General features: G+C 50.3%; 1 pseudogene. It reads left to right on the plus strand.

The window, feature by feature from the left end:
* Positions 1-354: pseudogene (locus HMPREF1627_RS10630) on the plus strand (peptidase S15); the annotation flags it as partial.
* Positions 355-574: the final 220 nt, after the last annotated feature.

Raw genomic sequence — 574 nt, forward strand, 5'->3', positions numbered from 1 at the left:
CGCAGGCCAGAACGGCTTATCTGCACCGATGTAGTTGCAAAAACTACCCTACTGCAAGTAGATCCCGCATATGGCGGTACCCGCATTTATCCTGACGGGTTGCACTTTGACGAGGACTCAGTAGAACGATATTGGATACAGTGGGATGACCCCACCACGGCGCGTACAGAGTCGCAGTGGCGGATCAAGCTAGAACGCCCAGAACTTGACTGGCAAGCGCGGGTGGAAGCCGATACCCGTATTACTTGTGACGACGCCAATTTCTATACTGAATCAGACGTCAAATGTTACGACGGCGACGAAGAGATTTTCGCAAAAGTTTGGAAGCGTACCATTCCAAGAGAAGCTTCCTAACCCCCTACTGGATTTTAAGTTGAATAACCACCTTAGGTGGTTATTCAACTTAAAACGTGAACGTGAAAACACTGGCACTGGCACTTCTGGAACCGACCACCTTACTTGCTCTGCATGATGATCAGGAGTAATTACATCGTCTTTGCAAGTGATCCCATCCACCAGCCGGATACGACTCGTCATCAAGCGTGACCGTTCCTACTTCCCCGCCGGTCACGTC

This window comes from Actinomyces sp. S6-Spd3 (assembly GCF_000758755.1).
GTDB lineage: Bacteria > Actinomycetota > Actinomycetes > Actinomycetales > Actinomycetaceae > Pauljensenia.